This window comes from Ruegeria sp. AWH4_226 (assembly GCF_056159225.1).
In genome coordinates this window covers 825,271-839,721 of record NZ_JBSWUU010000001.1, presented here as the reverse complement: position 1 = coordinate 839,721, position 14,451 = coordinate 825,271, and the positions used below count along the sequence as shown (strand labels likewise).

Here is a 14,451-nt window from a genome sequence, read left to right as displayed (position 1 = left end):
GTATGGATATCACCCCGAATGAAGTAACTGATCGTCTGCGGCGCAACATCGAAGACATGCCCACAGCCCTGCAGGCGGCTGCAAAATACGTTATCGACCATCCCGGCGATTTCGGATTGAACTCGATCCGCACGACGGCGACCCGGATCGGGGTCAGCTCGAATGTTCTGGTCCGACTTGCGCAACGTATGGGGTTTGACGGGTTCGAAGCCTTCCGTTCGCCCTTTCGCAATGCGCTGGTGACAGATCGGGAAAACAGATTGGGTCAGGATTGGCTGAGCGCTCTTCAGTCCGAAGACACCTTTGGTAGCACTCAGGCCAAATTGGTACAAAACCAACAAAACGTGGTCACACGATCCCTTCGCCTTATGAAGCCTGAAAGAGTGCGATTGGCTACTGAGCACATTCTGACGTCAAGACGCTGTTTCGTGACGGCGACGCGCGCCAGTTATGCGCTTGCCTATTATTTTTCTTACACAGGTCGCATGGCCCATCCGGGTATCCAATTGGTACCGCGCCACATGGGCTCTGCAACAGATGATCTGTTGGATGCGGATCAGCAGGACTGCCTGATTGCCATCACCGTACACCCCTATTCTGCGGACACCATCCAGTCTATGCGTTTCGCCAAGCAACGGGGGCTGCGCCTGATTTTGATTTCAGACAGCGACCTTATCGCGCCCGGAGTCGCGCCCGACATTGCCTTTACGGTCAGCACCCGCGCCTTGCATTCGTTTTCTTGCTTCACCGGCGCTATGGCCGTTCTGGAATGCTTGCTCGGGCATCTTTTCGACGCCGGAGGCGACGCTGCGCGACAACGGATCGACGCCTATCAAAAAGCGCGAGAGGATACCGGCGCATATTGGCAACCCTCCAAGCCTCCAAGGCTGCGCCAAACAAAAAAACGCCCCGGTTCGTGACCGGGGCTTAGAACCATTTAATGGTTCACATGCACGCTTGAACCGCGCGTTTTGTCATCACACCAACAAGATGCGCACGATAGTCTTTGCTGCCGTGCAAATCACCGATCATGTTGGCCGGATTGATGCGCAACTCCATCAAGGCGTCCGGGCGGAATTCTTTCGTCAATGCCTGCTCAGCCTCGGCCCAGCGGAAAACACCATCTTCACTGGCCCCTGTTACGGCGACACGAACCCCATCCGCGAACCGTGCCAAATACACACCAACCAGCGCAAACCGAGACGCGGGCTGCAGGAACTTCTGATAGCTTGCCGCTTGCGGAACAGGGAACCTTACTGACGTAATGATCTCCCCCTCATCCAGCGCGGTTGAGAACATGCCCTCGAAAAAGTCATCCGCTGCAATCTCACGTGTGTTGGTGATGATCGTTGCACCCGATCCCAACACGCCCGCCGGATAACAAGCCGCCGGATCATTGTTGGCTATTGAGCCGCCAATCGTGCCGCGGTTCCGAACCGCCGGATCACCGATCTGACCGGCCAGAGCTGCAAGCGCCGGATAGCTGCCCGCTGCCTCTGACGCGACGGTGGCATGGGTCGTCGCTCCGCCGACTGACACCGAACCATCGTCATTCACGCAAACACCCTTCATCTCTGCAATCCCGCTGAGCGAGATCAAGGCCGAGGGTGCAGCCAACCTTTGTTTCAACGTCGGGATCAAGGTCTGCCCGCCCCCTAACGCCTGTGCATCCTCGGCCCCCAATGCTGCAACCGCATCAGCAATGGTCGAGGGCTTTTCAAACTCGAAACTGTACATTTCGTTTTTCCTTCCCGAAAGACGCGGGTACGTCCTTCATCTGGCTAAAAATATCCCGGGGGTCCGGGGGCTGGCCCCCGGTCCTCCCTCTCCACTCAGCTGTTCATTGCCGCCCAGACGCGCGACGGGCTAACCGGCATGTCGATGTGATCGACCGCCTTTCCACCCGAGTTCAACGCATCCAGTACCGCATTGACCACCGCAGGCGGTGAGCCTATTGCTCCGGCCTCACCACAGCCCTTAACGCCCAGGGGGTTATGGGTACACGGCGTCTGGCTTGAGTGATCGACCTCGTAAAATGGAACATCATCGGCGCGCGGCATCGCGTAATCCATGAAGGACGCGCTCAGCAATTGCCCATTCTCGTCATAGGCGCAGTTTTCCAACAGCGCCTGGCCGATCCCCTGACCGATACCGCCATGCACCTGACCGTCAACGATCATCGGGTTGATGATATTGCCGAAATCATCCGCCGCAGTGAACTTTTCGATGGTGACCTGTCCTGTTTCCGGATCCACCTCGACCTCACAGGCATAGGCACCAGCGGGGAAGGTAAAGTTCGCTGGATCGTAAAATGCGGTTTCCTCAAGCCCCGGTTCAACTTCCAAAGGATAATTATGCGGGACATAAGCGGTAAGGGTCACATCACCCCAAGCGACCGATTTGTCGGTGCCCGCGACGCTGAACTGACCATCTTTGAGTTCGATATCCGCCTCAGACGCTTCCAGCAAATGAGCCGCGATCTTCTTGGCCTTTTCGATCACCTTCTCGGTCGCCTTGACCATGGCCGATCCGCAAACCGCGAGGCTACGCGACCCGTAGGTGCCCATACCAAATGGGATCTTCGAGGTATCGCCATGCACGATTTCGACCATTGATTCGTCGATGCCGATCATGTCGGCCACCACTTGAGGAAAGGCGGTCTCGTGCCCTTGCCCGTGGCTATGCGCGCCGACCATGACGCTGATCGAACCGGTGGCGTTCACCCGCACCGTCGCAGCATCATACAATCCCGCACGGGCGCCGAGCATTCCAACAATGTTAGATGGTGCGATACCACAAGCCTCAATATAGCAGTTGATGCCAAGCCCACGCAGCTTGCCCTTCGCCTCGCTTTCCGTGCGACGCGCAGCAAAGCCTGCCAGATCGGCAGCAACTTCAAGCTTGTCCATCGTCCCATTATAGTCCCCTGTGTCGTAGGTCAGCGCGACCGGCGTGTCATAGGGGAATTGCGTGACAAAGTTCTGACGGCGCAGCGCAATCGAATCGACCCCAAGTTCACGCGCGGCTTTGTCTACCACACGCTCAAGCTGAAAGGTCGCCTCGGGCCGCCCGGCTCCGCGATAGGCATCTACCGGGACCGTATTGGTAAACATCGCCTTTACGTTCACCTGAATGACCGGCGTTTTATAGTTACCTGCCATAAGCGTGCCATGCAGCCAGGTCGGAACCGAGCTGGAGAAGGTCGACAGATACGCGCCAAGGTTGGCATAGGTATTGGTGCGCAGACCGATGAAGTTGTTGTCTGCATCCAGCGCCAGTTCGATTGTGCTGACATGGTCGCGGCCTTGTGCGTCCGACATGAACGCCTCGGACCGGCTGGCGGTCCATTTCACCGGACGCCCACAGGCTTTGGCCGCAAAGGTACAGAACGCTTCTTCGGCGTAGTGGAAAATCTTCGTACCAAAACCACCGCCCACATCAGGCGCGACGACACGAACCTTATGCTCAGGCAGACCCAGGACAAACGCGCACATCAACAACCGGATCACGTGCGGGTTCTGAGACGTCGTGTAAAGCGTGTAGTCTTCGGTTCCTCGATTGTACTCGGCCACCGCCACACGCGGCTCCATCGGGTTGGCGACCAGACGGTTATTGACCAAATCCAACGTGGTTACATGCGCGGCGTTGGCAAAGACCTCGTTGACCTTCGCGTCGTCCGCCTCGCCCAACTGCCAATCATAACAGATGTTGTTTTTCAGATCGTCATGAACCAGCGTTGCACCGTCCTGCGCCGCGGCCTTCATGTCCAGCACGGCTGGCAGTTCTTCGATGTCCAGCTCAATTGCCTCAGCCGCGTCGCGGGCCTGTTCAAGACTATCGGCCACAACGGCGGCGATAGGATCGCCCACATGGCGCACTTTTCCCTGCGCAAGTATGGGGTGCGGCGGTTCCTGCATCGGCGCGCCGTGCTTGTCAGTCACTTCCCAGCCGCAGGGCATTCCACCTACGCCTTCGAAGTCTTTGCCGGTGAATACCTTGACCACGCCGGGCATGGTTTCGGCTGCTGACGTATCGATTGACTTGATCCGGCCATGCGCGATGTCAGACCGCAGGAAATGCACATAGGCTTGGCCATGTACGTTGATGTCGTCGGTGTAATTGCCTGCTCCGGTCAGAAAGCGCACGTCCTCGCGCCGCTTGGAACTGGCTCCGATGCCACTGTCTTTGGGCATTGCTTGTTCTCCTCCGATAAACGGATGCTCATGCACCCTATGTCATTCCACGGGCATTTTTTCCTACGCCCGCAGTGGCATCATTCGGCTGCGATTTTGCCTGCGTCCTGACCGGATGCGGCCATGATCGCCTTAACGATATTGTGATACCCGGTGCAGCGGCACAGGTTGCCTTCAAGGTACTTGCGAATTTCGGCTTCGGTCGGGCGCGGATTTTCTTTCAGCAGGGCTGCGGCGCTCATCACCATGCCCGGTGTACAAAATCCGCATTGCAGACCGTGATGATCCTGAAACGCCTGTTGTATAACATTCAGCGAACCGTCTGGATTGGCCTGCCCTTCGATGGTGCCCACGTCGGCCCCGTCAGCCTCCAACGCCAGCATATTGCATGACTTCACCGCCTCGCCATTCACATGCACCACACACGCGCCACATTGCGCGGTGTCACATCCTACATGCGTGCCGGTCAGCGACAGGTGATCCCGCAGAAAGCTGGACAGCAGTGTCCGGCCCTCGACGTCACCGCTCACGGATTTTCCGTTCACGGTCATTGAGACCTGTGTCATTCGTTCCTCCTAAAATGAAATTCTCCCTTGTCCGAGTTAAACACGGGAATTTTCGTTTGAGAACAAAAATATTTAGGGATTGGTTTAACGGTTTGCGTGCTTAACACTCAAAGGTAACCCGAAGGTACGCAAAGGCAAATTATCGCCGCGACGCGCGCGGTTGTGGCCTGGTCGGAATCTCTTTCAGAAGACCGCCTACCCCCATCGCAGCGATGTCTGCACCAGTTGTGTCGATCCCACAGGCGACACGGGACAGGACCCAATCAGCCCCGTTCAACGCCGGGGACCGCGCGCAGCCGGGCAACCCAATCACCGGTCGCTGCCCGAGCGACCCAAGAAAGAGCAGATTGCCGGGATCGACCGGCATGCCAAAACGATCCACATGCCCTCCGGCGACGCGCACTGCCTGAGGCGCAACATCCGATACATCCGAGGTTGCGGAGCCCGTCAGGATCATCACCACGTCGCCCTGAGTTTCGGTGACTGCGTTTGCAAGCGCGTCGGTCACATGGGGCACGATGCGCACATCGCTCATCTCCATGCCCAAGGCTTCGACCCGGCCACGGATCGCCGCGATGCCCTTTTCGTTAGACGGCCCGCCGGGAATATCGGTCACGATCAGCCCTGCCTTTTTGTAGACCGGCGTAGCAAGGCGAACAGCGTCCTGCGCAAGACCAGCAGCTTTTAGCACATCCCCCTCCGGGACCGCGTAAGAAATAACCTTGATCGTCGCGACCATGCCGCCGGTGCTCATCTGTTGGTACTGCGGCACCGTGGCAACTGTGATCATCGGGTTGACCCGGTTGAAGGCTTCAAGCGCGGAAACGTCCAGAACCGCGACACCCGGCCCCTCTGCCAGCAGGTTAACACGGCCCGTGAACGGCTTTGTCACCTTCAAGGCAGCACCCTTTGGGTCTGGCACCAACGCGTCAGCCAGCATTCCGGCCGCCATGTCTTCGTGACAATCTCCTGGGTCAAGCTGTGCAACTATTACAGTTTCATATCCCGCTGCAGTCAGACGCGCCTGATGTTCAGTCGTAAGAACAATCCCTTTGCGCAGCTTCGTGTCCCCGGCTTTCACGGAATGGGCCAAAATGGCCCCGCCAGCCTGATCAATGGGAACAGGGCCGAACTTCACGCTTTGCCTCGTAACACGGCAGTCATCTGCGCCAGAATGGCGACCGCGATTTCCGATGGATCTGCAGCCCCGATATCCAATCCGATGGGTCCATGGATACGCGCGATCTGGGTGTCGGTGAAGCCGGCCTCTTTCATCCGCGCGACCCGTTTTGCGTGCGTTCGTGTCGATCCCAAGGCACCGATATAGAACACGCCCGCCTCAAGCGCGGATTGCAACGCCGGGTCATCCAGTTTCGGATCATGCGTCAACAACACCACGGCAGTACGCGCGTCCATGCCAAGTTTGGCGACCGCTTCATCCGGCCAGTCTGTCAGAATCGTCTCGCCGGGAAAACGGCTGCTGGATGCGAAAGCTTCGCGCGGGTCAACGATGAACGGATCATAGCCCGCGATACGTGCCATCGGCACCAATGCCTGTGCAATGTGCACTGCACCGACGACAATTAACCGGAGCGGAGGGTTGTGGACGGCAACGAAAGTTTGACCATCTTCCTCGAAACCCGACCGGTCCATGCGCAGGCGATCCGGATAGGCATTATGATGCAAGGCTCGATGGCCGGTTTCGATGTTCACCTCATAAGCCACAGGCTCACGCCGGGCACGGGCGTCGACCAATTCGCGTAGCATGGGCTCGGGCAGAACGTTGCCGACCGGTTCCACCAGAACACGGATCGTACCCCCACAGGCCAGCCCCACGGCAAAGGCGTCCTCATCGCTGACCCCAAATTCCAGCAGACGTGCTTCGCCTTCATCGATCGCCTCAAGCGCTTCAACCACGACAGCGCCTTCGACACAGCCCCCCGAGACCGAGCCCTCCATACGGCCATCCCCGCGGATCACCAGCTGGGCGCCAACACGGCGCGGCGCGCTGCCCCAGGTCTCAACAACCGTAGCCAGCGCAACCGGCTTGCCGTCGCGGTGCCAACTCAATGCGGTTTCAGGGCCATTGTCGAATCTGTCCATTGCACCCTCCCGAAGCGTTCAGGTCCAACATAAGCAGGTTTGGCCGGATGAAAAGGAACCCTGGCTTTCAACTGTTTGCATGGGCTCAAAAAATCTAAAGTCTAGGCGCTTTTCAGCTTAGATTTTCTTCGTTCTCGCAAAGTATTGATTGCCAGATCATGCGATTCTAGCCTTCATACGATCACCAATATTTCTCGTATTCAGATACTCATTTCAAAAAGGGAGACAGAGACTTGAAACGTGTGTTCACACTCGGAATGGCAATCGGCCTGCTGGCCTCAAGCGCGGCGAGCGCGGATACGTTCCTGCGTTACGGCGAAGTCGAAGGTTGGAAGGTCTTCGTGGACCAAGACAAGAAAACCTGCTTGATCGAGGCCGTAGATGACGCAGAAAACGTAGTTCAGATGGGATTGACCGAAGATCGAAGCGTTGGATATGTGGGCGTCTTTACCAAGGCCGAGACCGACATCAAACGCGGCGAGACCGAGGCTGTGGCGATTCTTCTGGGCGATAACGTCTATGTCGGCGAAGCAACCGGCATGAGGGGCAATATCACCAAAGGATACTCCGGCGGTTATGTCCTGTCTGACGACCCTCAATTCGCGGATGATATCGCCAAGCAGAAGGTCATGGTCGTGTTCCCCGAGAAGGAATTCGCGTTCACCGTCGATCTTACTGGCACGTTCAAAGCCATGGAAATGGCGCGTAAGTGCAACGAAGAGCAACTAAGCTGATTTTCAGCCCGAAAGCGCGGTCATAAGCCGCGCTTTCTCACCCATGTCATCAGGTTTTGAGATGACCGCGGCCAGACCTTCGAGGGACGCAATTGAGTGACCCGCACGAAAGCTGTCGACATGCGGCAACATCGCAGCAACACCCTGGGCCTTTGGCGCAAACCCATCCCAACGCAAGAGCGGGTTAAGCCAGATCAGGCGCCGCGCGGAGAGGTGCAAGCGCTCCATCTCTTTCCCAAGCGCATCGGGGTCGCCCCGATCCAAACCGTCCGAGATCAGCAGCACGACTGCACCTTGCCCCATGACCCGGCGCGACCAGTCGCGGTTGAACGCATGTAGACACTCCCCGATCCGCGTTCCCCCTTCCCAATCCTGCGCCTCGGCACCAGCTGCGGCAAGTGCTGCGTCGACGTCGCGCTGTTGCAAATGGCGGGTGATATTGGTCAGACGGGTGCCGAAGGTGAACGCATGTACCTTGGCCCAACCTGCACCTTTCGCGTTCGAGACGGTATGAAGGAAATGCAGAATCATCCGACTGTATTGGCTCATCGACCCAGAGATGTCGCAGAGCACCACAAGGTTTGGCCATCGCGGCTTCGGCTTGAGGCGCGCGATATCGCGAAGCTCACCACCCTGACGCATCGCCGCGCGCAACGTTCTGGCACGATCAATCCTTTGACCCAAATGGCTGGCCTGACCGCGCCGTGACTCGATGGGTTTCACCGGCAGCGTCAGTCGCGCCAGCATCCGCTTGGCCTGCGCGATCTCAGCCGTGCTCATCTGTTCAAAATCCAGACTACGCAAGCGTTCTTCGGACGAGGCGGTCTGCGAGGCATCAATCTCTAACTCCGTTTCATCTTCCTGCTCGGACGCTTCTGGAAGGTCGCGTTCCACACCATCAAGCAGCGCCTCCGCCGCACGTTTTTCTGCGGCGTCAGCCTTTCGGTCTTCCTGCACACCACGGATAGCGGGAAGCATCATGGACATCATATGCTCAAGATACCTTGGGTCGCGCCAGTAAAGCCGGAACACCTGCGCAAACACGGTGCGATGCTCCGGACGATTCACGAAACAGGCGTGCAGGGTCCAGTAGAAATCCGTCTTCTTGGTGAAACCTGCCGCCTGAACCGCACGGATCGCGTCTACAACCCGCCCGGTTCCAATAGGTAAGCCAGCCTTCCGCAAGGCGCGTGCAAAATGAGTGATGTTCTGCGCCAGCTTTGGTTTTTCAGGGATATCCAGCGTCAGCTGTTCAGCCATCAAACTGGTTCCAAGTCAGCTTTCGCCTGATCCAGAATCCGTTTCGCCTCGGACCCTTGCAGTTTCTGAATGTCATCCTGATACTTCAGGATCGCACCCAGCGTGTCGCCAATCACTTCGGGGCTGAGGTTGATCACATCCAGCGCCAGCAGGCATTTCGCCCAGTCGATCGTTTCAGCGACACCGGGCTTTTTGAACAGGTCCTCAGTCCGCAGGCGTTGGACGAATGCAACCACCTCTCTGCTAAGCGCCTCGGCAGCTTCAGGCGCGCGGGCGTGGAGGATTTCGATCTCACGGTCGAAATCGGGGTAGTCGACCCAATGATAAAGACAACGGCGTTTCAGCGCATCGTGCACCTCACGCGTACGGTTCGACGTTACGATCACGATCGGCGGTTCAGGCGCCTTGACGGTGCCCAGTTCGGGAATGGTGACCTGAAAATCACTGAGGGCTTCCAGCAGGAAAGCCTCGAACGGTTCGTCGGTTCGATCAAGCTCATCTATCAACAGGACAGGTGCGCCATTTTCATCCGGTCGCATGGCTTGTAAAAGCGGGCGTTCGACAAGGTATTCGTCGGAAAACAGCTCGGATTGCAGCGCACCGCGATCAGCCCCGCCTGCGGCCTCAGCCGTTCGGATCGCCACCATTTGCGCAGGGAAATTCCATTCGTACACTGCTGAGGATGCATCAAGCCCTTCGTAGCACTGCAATCGGATCAGGCGCCGGTTCAACCCTGCAGCCAGCGCCTTGGCGATCTCGGTTTTGCCGACGCCAGCCTCACCCTCCAGAAACAGCGGACGCCCCAATTTCAGCGAGAGGAACACGACGGTCGCCAGCGCCCGACCGCAGACGTACCCCTGCGACCCAAGCATTTTCTGAACTGCGTCAATAGAATCTGGATGTGTCATGTCATGTCTCTCCCTCGGCACAAGAGGTCACGGCAGCACGCGTGCGTCAAGACCGGCCTTTTTCGGGACGTGCGGTGATCCAGATAGACTTCAAGGGGTTTTCGGAACACAGCCACTGTGCTAGCCGATGCGCCATGACAGACAGCATCACGATCCGCCGCCCTGACGATTGGCACCTGCATTTGCGCGATGGCGCAATGTTGCAGGCCGTCCTGCCCGAAACCGCGCGCCACTTTGCCCGCGCAATCATTATGCCGAACCTCGTGCCACCCGTTGTGCGTGGCGATCAGGCGGCGGCTTATCGGGATCAAATCATGGCGGCCCTGCCTGCCGACATGACGTTCGAACCGCTGATGACACTTTATCTGACGGAAGACACCGACGCCGAGGACGTGGCCGCCGCCCATGCGAGTGGTCTTGTCAAAGCGGTCAAGCTCTATCCGGCCGGCGCAACGACCAATTCACATTCGGGTGTGCGGGATTTCGACAAGGTCCGTTCGGTGCTGGACAAGATGGCAGAGATTGGTCTGCCTCTGTGCGTTCACGGTGAAGTCACGGACCCTGAAATCGACATATTCGACCGTGAAGCTGTGTTCATCGACCGCGTGCTTGACCCTATCCGCAAAGCCACAACAGGTCTGCGTGTGGTGATGGAGCACATCACAACCAGCAACGGCGTCGACTACGTCAAAGCCAACGAAACGAACCTTGGCGCAACCATCACGGCGCATCACCTGATCATCAACCGCAACCACATTCTGGTGGGCGGCATCAAACCGCATTACTACTGCTTGCCTGTTGCGAAGCGAGAAGATCACCGCCTTGCGCTGGTGGCTGCCGCGACCTCGGGTGACAAACGGTACTTCCTGGGCACCGACAGCGCGCCGCATACGGACGATAACAAAGAAATGGCTTGTGGGTGCGCAGGTTGTTTCACCGCGACCAACACCATGTCGCTAGTGGCCGAGATGTTCGACCGTGAAAGCGCGATGGACAAGCTGGAAGGGTTCGTGTCGTTGAACGGTCCCGCGTTTTATGGCCTTCCGGTGAATGAGGAAACGATCACGCTGACCAAAGGCGAACCGATTGTTTACCCCACCAAGATCGAAACAGGCGACGGTCCGGTCACTGTGTTCGACCCGGGCTTCCCATTGCACTGGCGCGTCGCCTAACCGGCCAATACCTTAGCCAGATCGCGGGCGCGGCCACCGGTGCGCAGCATCGTCCAGACCGAGTCCGCCGCTTCGGCACCAATCAGTTTGGACGCTTTTGACCGAACCCTATCCTCACGATCTGACAGCGCCACCGGAGCCAGCAGATCGTGAGTCGCTTCAAGCCGGGCGCCATCGCGACGTAACAGGGTCACTTGGGCCTGTGTTTCCGACAGGGTATCGTCAGCCTCAACCGAAACCCGGTCACGTAGCGACGTCAGGCGCGGATCTGCGCAGACCTTTTCCGAGTAACTGGAAGGCACCCCAGTATCGTAACCAAGCGCTTGCATCGCAATGACGGTCCGGTAGGAAAACTTGGCACCTAATCCTGTGGTCGGCGCCATTTGGTTGCATACGCTCATCCACCTTGGGTGGGTCTTTATCTTGATTTCAGCCACTTCCGGTTCAGCAATGTCCAGATCGCGGGCGGCCTCAAGCGCGGCGTGCAGGCCGTGACAGCACGCGTGGAATTTGTGGCTGACGTTTTCGAACAGCCACTCATCACCCAACCCGTCCAGGGCCGACTTTATGTCACCCTCACCCTGATGCGTTGCTCCAAAACCGTATTGCCCCTCGAGTGCCTCCTTTTTGGGTTCGAATCCCCCGGCAATCAGCAAAGCGGCTTCGACCCCGTTCGAGGCTGCAAGCCCCGCATTGTAAGGTTTGCCCATCGTCCCAAATTGCACCTTTAGGCCCGAAGCTCGGGTTGCCGTCAGGCCCAGAACCTTTTGCATCTGATCCACGTCGAACTGCAGAATGCGTCCGGCCGCAACGGCCGCCCCAAAGGCACCCGCCGTTGCGGTCTGATGAAACCCGGCCTGATAGTGATTGCGCCCAAGCCAAAGACCCATACGAATTGAGACCTCCATTCCCACCAGCGCGGCCTCAAGGAAATCAACAAGGATGCAATCGTTCCATTCGCTCAGCGCCAGTGCGGCAGGCAGAATAGCCACCGACGGATGTCCGATATGCGCAAAATGCGTGTCGTCGTAATCCAGCGCATGAGACACGGTTCCGTTGACCAAAGCCGCCCCACGAAGGGGTGCCGCACCACCGCCGAACAGATGCGCCTGCGCGGCACCCTCCTCAGCCAGCACAAGATCTCGCACTGCTTTCGAAACCGGCTCAGTTACGCCTGCACGACCCACTGCGATCCAGTCCAGAACGGATAACGAGGTAACGATCCGCGTTTGTAGCGTTGTCTCAACAGCGCCAGCGGCAAACGTGGCAAGAGATAGGGAAAAATCGGTCATGAGCGCAGTCTAGCGCCCGGCAAACACGGGTAAAGCCCTAGCGGTACAAATCCGCGGCACGGGTCTCAAATGCATGTACGATCCGGTGCATGGCTTCGTTAAACACGACGCCGATAATGCCCTGAAGGATGGCGTTCTTGAATTCGAAATCAACATGGAACGAGACGTTGCAACCACCGTCGGGCGCGTCTTCGAACTGCCAGTCGGATTTCATGTATTTGAATGGACCGTCAAGATATTCGGTGTCGATCTTCATTTGATCGGGATAAAGCGTTACCCGGCTGCCAAATCTTTCGCGAAATACCTTGAATGAGATGATCAGGTCCGCCTCAAGGACGTGCGCCTCACCTGCGGCATATGTCCTGCGGATACGCGCAGCGGCGCACCAGGGCAAAAACTCGGGATACTTCGCCACATCCGCAATCAAATCGTACATCTGCTGAGCTGTGTAAGGTAGGTGGCGCGTTTCCGAATGAGTTGGCATGGCTTCCAGTATTTGCAGGTGACAATAGCGCGTCATGTCGTATGTTGCGCGCCAAAGATCAAGGGGGCTGCGATGACGGACCGCGCATATGTGATAGATGAGATGATCTCGGCCAAGGCCATCGCCGCCCGGATAGAAGAGCTGTGCCGCGAGATCAGTACCGAGTTCGCCGAAACGGATAAACTGGTCGTGGTTGGTTTGCTTCGTGGCAGCTTTGTCTTCATTGCTGACCTCGTGCGCGAACTGGACCTGCCGATCGAGGTCGATTTCCTTGAGGCATCTTCCTACGGCGATTCGATGGAAAGCAGTCGTGAAGTTCGTATACTCAAGGACTTACGTGGCGCAATTGAAGGACGCGACGTTTTGGTGGTCGAAGATATTGTCGACACCGGCCACACGCTCAACCACGTGACGAAGCTGATGCGCAGCCGGAAACCGGCTCGGTTGAAATCCATTGCTCTGCTGGACAAACCCAGCCGGCGCGAGGTTGATTTCCGCTCTGACTGGATCGGGTTCGAAATCCCGGATGAGTTCGTAGTGGGCTATGGCATCGACTACGCACAGCGCAATCGCAATCTGCCATTTATCGGCAAGGTGCGCTTTACCGGCGACTAAACGGACCCAGCACCTGCTGAATAGCCGCAAGGAATATCCCAGTTCCAATCGGGATCAAGGCATCAGGAAAATCGTAATCCGGGTTGTGCAGTTGCGGGTGGTCCGCCCCTGCCCCCAACCAGAACATTGCTGCCTTTGCCTCTTTCCCAAATTGTCCGAAATCTTCGGAAAACTTCTGCGGGTTGGGCGTAAGCAAACATGGCACATCCGTTGCAGCGCATGCTTGTCGCAGAACGTCGACGGCTTCGGGCACGTTTACACAAGCCTCAAAGACGTCTTCATAAGTGATCTCATGCTCAAGACCCTGGTCCGAGGCGGTATGCGCAACAAGCGCCTCGGCCTCTGCCATCAAGCTTTGCATTCGCGCATCGGCAACGGTACGAAGCGTCACCCATAGTTCAGCCCGACCCGGCGCTATGCCAAAAGTCGGCTCACCAAGGGTCGCATGAGTCACGGTGGTAAGCGCAAAGTCTGCGTCCATTGGCCCGCCTTTTCCCAAATCGGCCAATTTCGGCATCAACAACGTTAAGGCCGCCGCTGGAGACACACCATCTTGCGGCGCCGCGGCATGCGACGTTCTTCCCGTCAGAACCACTTTCATCCCACGAGACGCGCAATTCGCCGAGCCCGCGCACAGCTCGACCTCACCCAATGCCAAGCCCGGAAGGTTATGGAGCGAAAACACATAGTCCGGCGCGATCTGGGGAAACTTTGGGTCCTTGCGATAGGCAATAGCGCCCTGCCCGGTTTCCTCGGCTGGTTGAAAAATCAGAACGACCCGGCCTTTCGTGAGGCGATTTTGACCAAGCTGCTCGGCCACGCCCAGAACAATTGCCATATGTCCGTCATGCCCACACAGATGCCCCTTACCCGCAACGCGTGAGCGATATGCCAAGTTGGACAGTTCCTGAATCGGTAACCCGTCCAGCTCGCACCGGATGGCAACGGTTGGTCCGTCTTTCCCACTGTCGTAAACACCCGCCACACCGTGACCGCCGATGGCTGTCAGCACCTGATCGGCATGGCACTCGCGCAATTCGGCCGCAACCTTGGCAGCCGTTTCTTTTTCTTGCCCCGAAATCTCAGGAAATTGGTGAAGGTCGTGGCGCAGTCGCATCAACCGC

Annotated in this window: 14 protein-coding genes; 4 read left to right on the top strand and 10 right to left on the bottom strand. The window is 57.7% G+C overall.

Features of this window, described 5'->3' with window-relative positions; all coding sequences use genetic code 11:
- Positions 1-2 precede the first annotated feature (2 nt).
- Positions 3-920 (top strand): MurR/RpiR family transcriptional regulator, encoded by a 918-nt coding sequence (locus tag ACXAET_RS04010; protein WP_475181440.1) that lies wholly within the window; start codon positions 3-5, stop codon positions 918-920.
- A gap of 25 nt (positions 921-945) precedes the next feature.
- Here ACXAET_RS04010 and ACXAET_RS04005 read toward each other — a convergent pair whose 3' ends face one another.
- The 5 genes from ACXAET_RS04005 to ACXAET_RS03985 all read right to left on the bottom strand — a co-directional run bounded on the left by ACXAET_RS04005 (position 946) and on the right by ACXAET_RS03985 (position 6,862).
- Entirely contained in the window at positions 946-1,737 is a 792-nt protein-coding gene (locus ACXAET_RS04005; protein WP_475181437.1) for an FAD binding domain-containing protein, read from the bottom strand.
- A gap of 95 nt (positions 1,738-1,832) precedes the next feature.
- Positions 1,833-4,193 (bottom strand): xanthine dehydrogenase family protein molybdopterin-binding subunit, encoded by a 2,361-nt coding sequence (locus tag ACXAET_RS04000; RefSeq protein WP_475181433.1) that lies wholly within the window; start codon positions 4,191-4,193, stop codon positions 1,833-1,835.
- An 80-nt stretch (positions 4,194-4,273) separates the two neighbouring features.
- A complete protein-coding gene (locus ACXAET_RS03995) occupies positions 4,274-4,759 on the bottom strand; it encodes a (2Fe-2S)-binding protein (protein ID WP_068335186.1) in 486 nt (161 codons plus the stop codon).
- Positions 4,760-4,898: 139 nt separating this feature from the next.
- Positions 4,899-5,897 carry a molybdopterin-binding protein gene (locus tag ACXAET_RS03990; RefSeq protein WP_475181427.1) on the bottom strand — a complete coding sequence of 333 codons (999 nt, stop codon included), beginning with the start codon at positions 5,895-5,897 and terminating at the stop codon, positions 4,899-4,901.
- The gene (locus ACXAET_RS03985; protein ID WP_475181425.1) at positions 5,894-6,862 is read right to left on the bottom strand and encodes an XdhC family protein; all 969 of its coding nucleotides are present in this window, start codon (positions 6,860-6,862) and stop codon (positions 5,894-5,896) included. The genes ACXAET_RS03990 and ACXAET_RS03985 overlap by 4 nt, the downstream gene beginning before the upstream one ends.
- 242 nt (positions 6,863-7,104) lie before the next feature.
- On the opposite strand from ACXAET_RS03985, the gene ACXAET_RS03980 reads away from it, so the two are divergent.
- Positions 7,105-7,596, top strand: a complete 492-nt coding sequence (locus ACXAET_RS03980) for a hypothetical protein (protein WP_233421953.1) — start codon at positions 7,105-7,107, stop codon at positions 7,594-7,596.
- A gap of 3 nt (positions 7,597-7,599) precedes the next feature.
- On the opposite strand, the gene ACXAET_RS03975 is transcribed toward ACXAET_RS03980, so the two are convergent.
- Together ACXAET_RS03975 and ACXAET_RS03970 are read right to left on the bottom strand one after the other, a co-directional pair.
- Positions 7,600-8,856 (bottom strand): vWA domain-containing protein, encoded by a 1,257-nt coding sequence (locus ACXAET_RS03975; RefSeq protein WP_475181423.1) that lies wholly within the window; start codon positions 8,854-8,856, stop codon positions 7,600-7,602.
- Positions 8,856-9,764 carry an AAA family ATPase gene (locus ACXAET_RS03970; RefSeq protein WP_475181421.1) on the bottom strand — a complete coding sequence of 303 codons (909 nt, stop codon included), beginning with the start codon at positions 9,762-9,764 and terminating at the stop codon, positions 8,856-8,858. The genes ACXAET_RS03975 and ACXAET_RS03970 overlap by 1 nt, the downstream gene beginning before the upstream one ends.
- A 134-nt stretch (positions 9,765-9,898) precedes the next feature.
- Here ACXAET_RS03970 and pyrC point away from each other — a divergent pair, with 134 nt between their 5' ends.
- Positions 9,899-10,936, top strand: a complete 1,038-nt coding sequence (gene pyrC / locus ACXAET_RS03965; protein WP_475181419.1) for a dihydroorotase — start codon at positions 9,899-9,901, stop codon at positions 10,934-10,936.
- On the opposite strand, the gene ACXAET_RS03960 is transcribed toward pyrC, so the two are convergent.
- Positions 10,933-12,228 (bottom strand): MmgE/PrpD family protein, encoded by a 1,296-nt coding sequence (locus ACXAET_RS03960; RefSeq protein ID WP_475181415.1) that lies wholly within the window; start codon positions 12,226-12,228, stop codon positions 10,933-10,935. The two genes, pyrC and ACXAET_RS03960, sit on opposite strands and share 4 nt — an antisense overlap.
- Before the next feature lie 37 nt (positions 12,229-12,265).
- Positions 12,266-12,712 (bottom strand): type II toxin-antitoxin system RatA family toxin, encoded by a 447-nt coding sequence (locus ACXAET_RS03955; protein ID WP_068335328.1) that lies wholly within the window; start codon positions 12,710-12,712, stop codon positions 12,266-12,268.
- Positions 12,713-12,784: 72 nt separating this feature from the next.
- Here ACXAET_RS03955 and hpt point away from each other — a divergent pair, with 72 nt between their 5' ends.
- A complete protein-coding gene (gene hpt, locus ACXAET_RS03950) occupies positions 12,785-13,327 on the top strand; it encodes a hypoxanthine phosphoribosyltransferase (protein WP_475181411.1) in 543 nt (180 codons plus the stop codon).
- Here hpt and ACXAET_RS03945 read toward each other — a convergent pair.
- Positions 13,314-14,444, bottom strand: a complete 1,131-nt coding sequence (locus ACXAET_RS03945) for an amidohydrolase (RefSeq protein ID WP_475181407.1) — start codon at positions 14,442-14,444, stop codon at positions 13,314-13,316. The genes hpt and ACXAET_RS03945 overlap by 14 nt on opposite strands.
- Between the last annotated feature and the right edge of the window lie 7 nt (positions 14,445-14,451).